The sequence below is a fragment of the Aestuariivirga sp. genome (genome assembly GCF_041738905.1).
GTDB lineage: Bacteria > Pseudomonadota > Alphaproteobacteria > Rhizobiales > Aestuariivirgaceae > Aestuariivirga.
On record NZ_JBGSOZ010000196.1, the window covers coordinates 1 to 6,651 of the forward strand.

The following is a 6,651-nucleotide window of genomic DNA, read 5'->3' on the forward strand; positions in this document are numbered from 1 at the left end:
GAGTCCCGGCTGGGCCGTGGCCGCGGAATGGGAATGATCACGGCAACGGCCGCAGCGCTGGGTTCGGGCCGCGGCCTCGGCTTGGGCACGGTTTCGGCAGCCAGGCTTGGCGGCGCGGTCAGCAGCAGGTAGAGGGAGAAGTGCAACAGCTTCATCGGTAAACTATCGCCACGAAGTTGAGGCGAGGGCAAGGCACGATTAACCATCGGAGCGAAAAGCCCTTCGCATTTGAATCAAATTAAGGTTGCTGCCGTTAGGCTTGAAGGCGAATTCAGAGGCCGAAATCACATGCCCATGCCAAAGCTGACATATCTTCTCGTGACTCTCCCGCTCATGGTTCTTCCCGCCGCCACGCTTGCCGTGAAGCCCGTTCTGGCGAGCACCGCGGCGGAAGAGGCGGTCCGCATCCTGTCGCGGGCGAAAGCGGCGGACAGGCACTGCAATGTCCTGTCGTTTTCCGAGCGGAGCGAGCTCTCGCGCTATACGGCCCGCGCCGAGGTGGCGGCGGCGAGCCAATCCTCCGCTGGTGCGGCACGTTCGGCCGCTGGCAAAGGTTACGCGGAAGGCAATGGGGCGAGTTGCACGGCAGCCACAACTGCTGACGTACGCGAAACCCTCGAGGCCGCGCGCGAGGCCGTGGCCGAGTCCAACCGTCAGACGGCGGCAGCCCCGGCAAAGCGCCGGGCACCGGAAACCCGCGCCGCACAGAAGCCTGAAACCGCGTCAACCCGGTCGGGTGGGGGTGGCCTCGGCCTCTATTCGCGGGTCGTGAAGGCCTATTACCTGGAGCGCCAGTGCAACAGCCTGTCCCGCTTCCAGGTAGCGCGCTTCTATGACCGCGTGATCACGCTGCACCGCGAGACCGTGACCCAGAGCGGCAAGAGTGCCGTCAACCGTGCCGTCAGGAATGCCGAGCGCAATGCCGCTGGCGCGAAGTGTTCCGCCAATGAACTGGCGCAGATCGAGCGCGGCTACAAGGGCGTTTCAAGCCGCTAAGGCGGTACTGCTCCAGAAGGGGATGGAGCACATGAGTGCGGGCAGACGGGTGGGGCCGTCTGCCCGCATCTTTTTTTGGGCACCCTTCCGCGATGGCGGCGAGCCGTTCGGCTTTGATTCACCCAACACTTCAATTCAAACTTAAGCGGCTTTGGGAAGACTCCGTAAACGCTATAAGAGCTCTGTCCAAACATCTGAAATTATAAGGATAAATTTACTCAAGCTGTTGAGCCGGACTTAAGGCCCCGCGAAGTACTGTCGTGAAGATAAGAGGCATGGACAAAGAAGCCAGCCTCGCTTCAAGGGTAAGGTGGATCAACATGCGAACTGAAGTGATGGGGGCCGTGCGCCCTTTGGTTGGGGAAACTGTCCGGCATCCGGTCAAGCCCAAGTATCTCGAAGCGCTCAACCTGATCGAGCGTCTGCACCGCCGGCTGCTGGACGTGATCAAGGATGATTTTGAACGCAACGGCGAGCCGGAAGTGAACCCGGTGCAGGCCCTCCTGCTGTTCAACATCGCGGACTCGGAACTGACCGCAGGCGAACTCAAGACCCGTGGTCACTACCAGGGCTCGAACGTCTCCTACAACCTCAAGAAGCTCGTGGAAGCCGGCTACGTCCACCACGAGCGTTCCGCCACCGACAAGCGCTCGGTGCGCGTGCGCCTGACGCCGAAGGGCCAGGCGATCCGCAATCGGGTCGACGCACTCTACAATCGCCAGATGCAGGCGGTGGAGCAGGTCGTGGGTCTCAACGTCGACGAACTCGACCGGATCAACAAGGCGCTGACCCGCCTCGAGCGTTACTGGACCGACCAGATTCTGTACCGACTCTAGAATCACACCCTGCAAATCGTGATGGAAGGGCCGTGCTGTGGCGGAAATGCCGCAGCGCGGCCCCGAAGTTTTTGGCGGTTGCCAAGACGCTGACCTTCATCGCATTCTTGCCGCAATTGCCGGGCTTTTCATGGCGGTAATGTGGTCGGCTCTTGACGAGTCGGACAATGATTGTTGTCGGGGAGTGGCTGGCAGGGTACCCTGAGCCACTCAGTCGGAGAGTGTGAGGTTGTTGATGGATTTCGGGGCTTTTGCTCGGTCGGGTCGGATTGTCCGGTGTGTGTCGCTGGCCGTGGCGCTGGCATTGGGAACCGCACTGGCGCTGCCTGCCGTCGCGTTTGCAGATGCCGACGATTCCGATAACCTCATGCGCAAGAAGCGCTTCGGCCAGAATACCGGCACGGTGACGACCAACTCCAATACCGGTGGCCACTCCCAGGAATCCGGCTCGAAGGCAACAACCGAGACGGCGGTCATCAGCGATGGGGCGATCACGCCATTCATCACGGCGGACGGTGCTGCCGCCATGCAGGCGGTAGCCGACAAATATGCCGCCGTCGTGGCCCAGGGTGGCTGGCCCAAGGTGCCTTCGGGCAAGCTGAAGAAGGGTTCGACCGGCAAGGGTCCGGCGGCTCTCAACAAGCGCCTCTTCATGGAAGGCTATCTCCGCGCCGAAGCCACCGAGGGCGAATATGCCCAGGTCTTCACCAGTGCCACCGAAGATGCGCTGCGCCGCTTCCAGCGCAACCACGGCCTGTCGGTGACCGGCGTCATCGACGGCCCCACGCTCGGTGCGCTGAACGTGCCTGCCGATCGCCGTCTCGCCACCATCAAGGCCAACATTCCGCGCCTTGCCGAATATTCGAAGGATATTGGCAACCGCTACATTGTGGTGAACATCCCCGCCCAGCAGATCGAGGCGGTGAACGACGGCAAGGTCTATTCGCTTCACAATGCCATTGTCGGCCGCCCGTCGCGCCCGACACCCGTGGTCATGACGCCCCTCACCGTCATCCGCTTCAATCCGTACTGGAACGCGCCGGCCTCGATCGTCGAGAAGGACATCGTTCCGCGTATGACGTCGAGTGGCGCATCCAAGGTGATGCGCGACATGAACATGAAGATCTTCAACGGCGTTGGCGGTCCCGAAATCGATCCGGATTCGGTCAATTGGCGCCGCGCCGTGGTCGACAACTACCATTTCCGCCAGGAGCCCGGCGGCTCCAATGCCATGGCGACGGCCAAGATCGAGTTCAACAGCCCCTTCGGCATCTATCTTCATGACACGCCCGAACCGCATCTGTTCCATACGGGCAGCCGCTTCTATTCATCGGGCTGCGTGCGCGTCGACAAGGTGGCGATCCTCATCGACTGGATCCTGCAGGGCCAGGATGGCATCAATTCTTCCCGCATCGCCGAACTGGCCGAGACGAAGGAACGTCTGGACAAGCCGGTCACCAATTCCCCGCAGCTGCGCGTCGCCTACCTCACCTCATGGCCCACGCGAGATGGCGTGGCTGCATTCCGGTCCGACGTCTACCAGCTGGACGGCACCGGCTTCGTGGTTGGCCAGCCGCTTCCAGTCGGCGAAACGCAGGGCGGCAAGCGCTATGTTCTGAAGCCCATTCCGCGCTCGCTGGAAGCCGTCGACGCAGACGAGGCCGTCGGCTTCGCTTCGATCTTCCGCCGTAGCAGTGACAGGATCGATGCCAGCGAGCGGTTGCCCGGCGCTTCCTCGAAGTCCACTGACAGCCTCGTCAGCCTGAAGGACCCGAAGGCCAAGCTGAAGGCTCAGGGCAGGGATACGGGCAAGAAGAAATCCAAAGCAGCCTCGAACGGCAAGACGCGAGCCTGGACCGGCAATCGCGAGCGCAGCGCCTCGGAAGTGATGAGCATGCCCGATGCCGACGGCACAACGGCAAAGAAGCCGGGTTCGAAGAAGGTCGCGTCGAAGAAGGCCAAATCCGGCGACAAGTCGAAGACAGCGAAGGCCAAGGCTGACGAGAAGGCCAAGACCACCAAGTCCACGAAGGTAGTGAAGAAGGACAAGACCGAGGTTGCGGCCAAGAAGCCCGACGCCAAGGCGGTGACGGACAAGAAGAAGGCCTTGACCGACGCCACCAAGACAGCCTCGGCGGACTCCAAGTCCGCAACCCAGAAGTCGAATACGGCAAAGGCGGCGAAACCCGCCGATTGCAAGGCCGGCGCCGATGGAAAGCTTCCCGCCGGCTGCAAGCCCGCGGCTGCCGCAAAGAAGCCTCCTGCAAAGCCCGAGAAGACGGCGGCCACGCCCGCCAAGACGGCGTCTTCCACGAATTGATACGGGATGCGGGCGGGACATGATCCCGCCCGAAATCTGTCTGCTGCCATGTGAAGCCGAGGCCGATGTTGGCGCGGATTTCACAGGCCTTGCCGTTCGTCGCCGGGCCTCGACTTAGCCAAAGATGTATCTGGACCTCGATCCGGCAATCTGCCAATTGCGGCAGGACGTAAAGATGGGTTTGGAGGGGATTCAACCATGGCGAAGACATCCGTGAAGAAGGCCGCGAAGGCGAAGAAGCCTATTGCCAAAGCAAAGGCAAAGGCAAAGGCAAAGGCGAAGGCCAAGCCCGTAGCCAGGAAGGCTGCTGCGAAGAAGCCGGCCGCGAAGGCTGGCCCGAAGCCGCTGTTCCCGGGTTTCTTCAGCGAGGCGCTGGCAAAGACCGATCCGAAGATCGCCAGGGCCATTGCCGCCGAACTCGGACGCCAGCAGCACGAAATCGAACTGATCGCCTCCGAGAACATCGTGTCCAAGGCCGTGATGGAGGCTCAAGGCTCGGTAATGACCAACAAATATGCGGAGGGCTATCCAGGCCGCCGCTATTATGGCGGTTGCCAGTTTGTCGATGTCTCCGAGAACCTCGCCATCGACCGCGCCAAGGAACTGTTCAACTGTTCCTTCGCCAATGTGCAGCCGCATTCCGGCGCGCAGGCCAACCAGGCTGTGTTCTTCGCGCTCCTGCAGCCGGGCGACACCTACATGGGCCTCGATCTCGCCTGCGGCGGTCACCTCACGCATGGTTCGCCCGTCAACCAGTCCGGCAAGTGGTTCAAGGTCTCGCCCTACAAGGTGCGCGAGGACAACCACCTGATCGACTATGACTTGCTGGCTTCCCATGCGCTGGACACAAAGCCGAAGCTGATCATTGCCGGCGGTTCGGGCTATCCGCGCACGCTCGACTTCAAGCGGTTCCGCGAAATCGCCGATTCGGTCGGCGCCTACCTGATGGTCGACATGGCCCACATCGCCGGTCTCGTGGCGGGTGGGGTCCATCCCTCGCCGCTGGAACATGCGCATATCGTGACGACAACGACCCACAAGACGCTCCGCGGCCCTCGCGGCGGCATGATCCTCACCCGCCATGACGATATCGGCAAGAAGATCAACTCATCGGTGTTCCCCGGACTGCAGGGGGGACCGCTGGAACACGTGATCGCTGCCAAGGCCGTGGCCTTCGGCGAGGCTCTGAAGCCCGCCTTCAAGAAATACGCGAAGGCGGTGGCAGACAATGCCAAGGTTCTGGCGCAGGCCATGATGGACGGCGGCTGCGACCTCGTCTCGGGCGGCACCGACACGCACCTGATGCTGGTCGATCTTCGCAAGAAGGGCGTGACCGGCAAGGCGGCCGAACAGGCGCTGGGCCGTGCCTACATCACCTGCAACAAGAACGGCATTCCCTTCGATCCGGCGCCCTTCACCATCACCTCCGGCATCCGCCTGGGAACTCCTGCCGGCACCACGCGCGGCTTTGGCGCTGCCGAGTTCAAGGAAGTCGGCGCACTCATCAACGAGGTGCTCGACGGCTTGGCCGCCAATGGCGAAGCAGGAAACGCCAAGGTTGAAAAGTCTGTCGCGAAGAAGGTGAAGGCACTGACTGCGCGCTTCCCCATCTATTAAGTTGAAATGCGGCGTGGCCGGGCTTGACCCGGCCGCGCCTTCTCCGCAAGAGATGGTGTGGTTCGTCCGGGGGAGTCCCTAAGTCTTGCGCTGTCCGTTCTGTTCGAATGAAGAAACCCAGGTGAAGGATTCGCGTCCGACTGAGGATGGCACCGCCATTCGCCGCCGGCGCTATTGCCCTGATTGTTCGGGCCGCTTCACCACTTTCGAGCGCGTGCAACTGCGCGAGCTGATGGTGTTGAAGAAGTCCGGCAGGCGAGTGCCCTTCGACCGCGACAAGCTGATGCGCTCGATCCAGGTGGCCTTGCGGAAGCGCCCGGTGGACCCTGAACGCGTCGAGCGCATGGTGTCCGGCATCGTGCGCCGGCTTGAAAGCCTGGGCGAAAGCGAAATCAAGTCCGATACAATCGGCAAGCTCGTCATGGAAGCCCTCAAGATGCTCGATGACGTCGCCTATGTGCGCTTCGCGTCGGTCTACAAGAATTTCCGCGAAGCCAAGGATTTCGAAGAGCTTTTGGGCGAGCTTTCGGGTGAGGACGACAACGGCGAGACCGGTGACAACTGACGCCCGCTGGATGGACTATGCGCTGCGGCTCGGCCGCCGGGCGCTGGGCACCACCGCCGAAAACCCCAATGTTGGCTGCGCGATCGTTAAGGACGAGCGGGTCCTGGGCGTTGGCTGGACGCAACCCGGCGGCAGGCCCCACGCCGAAACCGAAGCCCTGAAGATGGCGGGAGACGAGGCGAGGGGAGCGACGGTCTATGTCACGCTCGAACCTTGCGCCCATCATGGCCGCACCGGGCCTTGCGCCAATGCCCTCATCAACGCCGGAGTGAGGCGTGTCGTGACGGCGCTTGAAGACCCGGACCCCCGCGTGGCGG

Annotated in this window: 6 protein-coding genes; all 6 read left to right on the forward strand. The window is 62.3% G+C overall.

Going from position 1 to position 6,651, the window contains the following annotated elements:
* Positions 1 to 294: 294 nt before the first annotated feature.
* Positions 295 to 996, forward strand: coding sequence for a hypothetical protein (locus tag ACEW8Q_RS19020; protein ID WP_373505639.1), 702 nt, complete (start codon positions 295 to 297; stop codon positions 994 to 996).
* A 335-nt stretch (positions 997 to 1,331) separates the two neighbouring features.
* On the forward strand, positions 1,332 to 1,832 hold the full coding sequence (ldtR, locus tag ACEW8Q_RS19025) for a transcriptional regulator LdtR (RefSeq protein ID WP_373505643.1): 501 nt from the start codon (positions 1,332 to 1,334) through the stop codon (positions 1,830 to 1,832).
* Positions 1,833 to 2,112: 280 nt separating this feature from the next.
* The gene (locus ACEW8Q_RS19030) at positions 2,113 to 4,152 is read left to right on the forward strand and encodes a L,D-transpeptidase family protein (protein WP_373505640.1); all 2,040 of its coding nucleotides are present in this window, start codon (positions 2,113 to 2,115) and stop codon (positions 4,150 to 4,152) included.
* Between the two features lie 198 nt (positions 4,153 to 4,350).
* Complete coding sequence (gene glyA, locus ACEW8Q_RS19035) at positions 4,351 to 5,769, forward strand: serine hydroxymethyltransferase (protein WP_373505641.1); 1,419 nt, start codon at positions 4,351 to 4,353, stop codon at positions 5,767 to 5,769.
* A gap of 85 nt (positions 5,770 to 5,854) precedes the next feature.
* Positions 5,855 to 6,334: a transcriptional regulator NrdR gene (nrdR, locus tag ACEW8Q_RS19040; protein WP_373505642.1), complete on the forward strand. Its 480-nt coding sequence runs from the start codon at positions 5,855 to 5,857 to the stop codon at positions 6,332 to 6,334.
* 10 nt (positions 6,335 to 6,344) lie between these two features.
* Positions 6,345 to 6,651 (forward strand): bifunctional diaminohydroxyphosphoribosylaminopyrimidine deaminase/5-amino-6-(5-phosphoribosylamino)uracil reductase RibD (locus tag ACEW8Q_RS19045; RefSeq protein WP_373505644.1); only part of this gene is annotated, 307 nt, incomplete at its 3' end.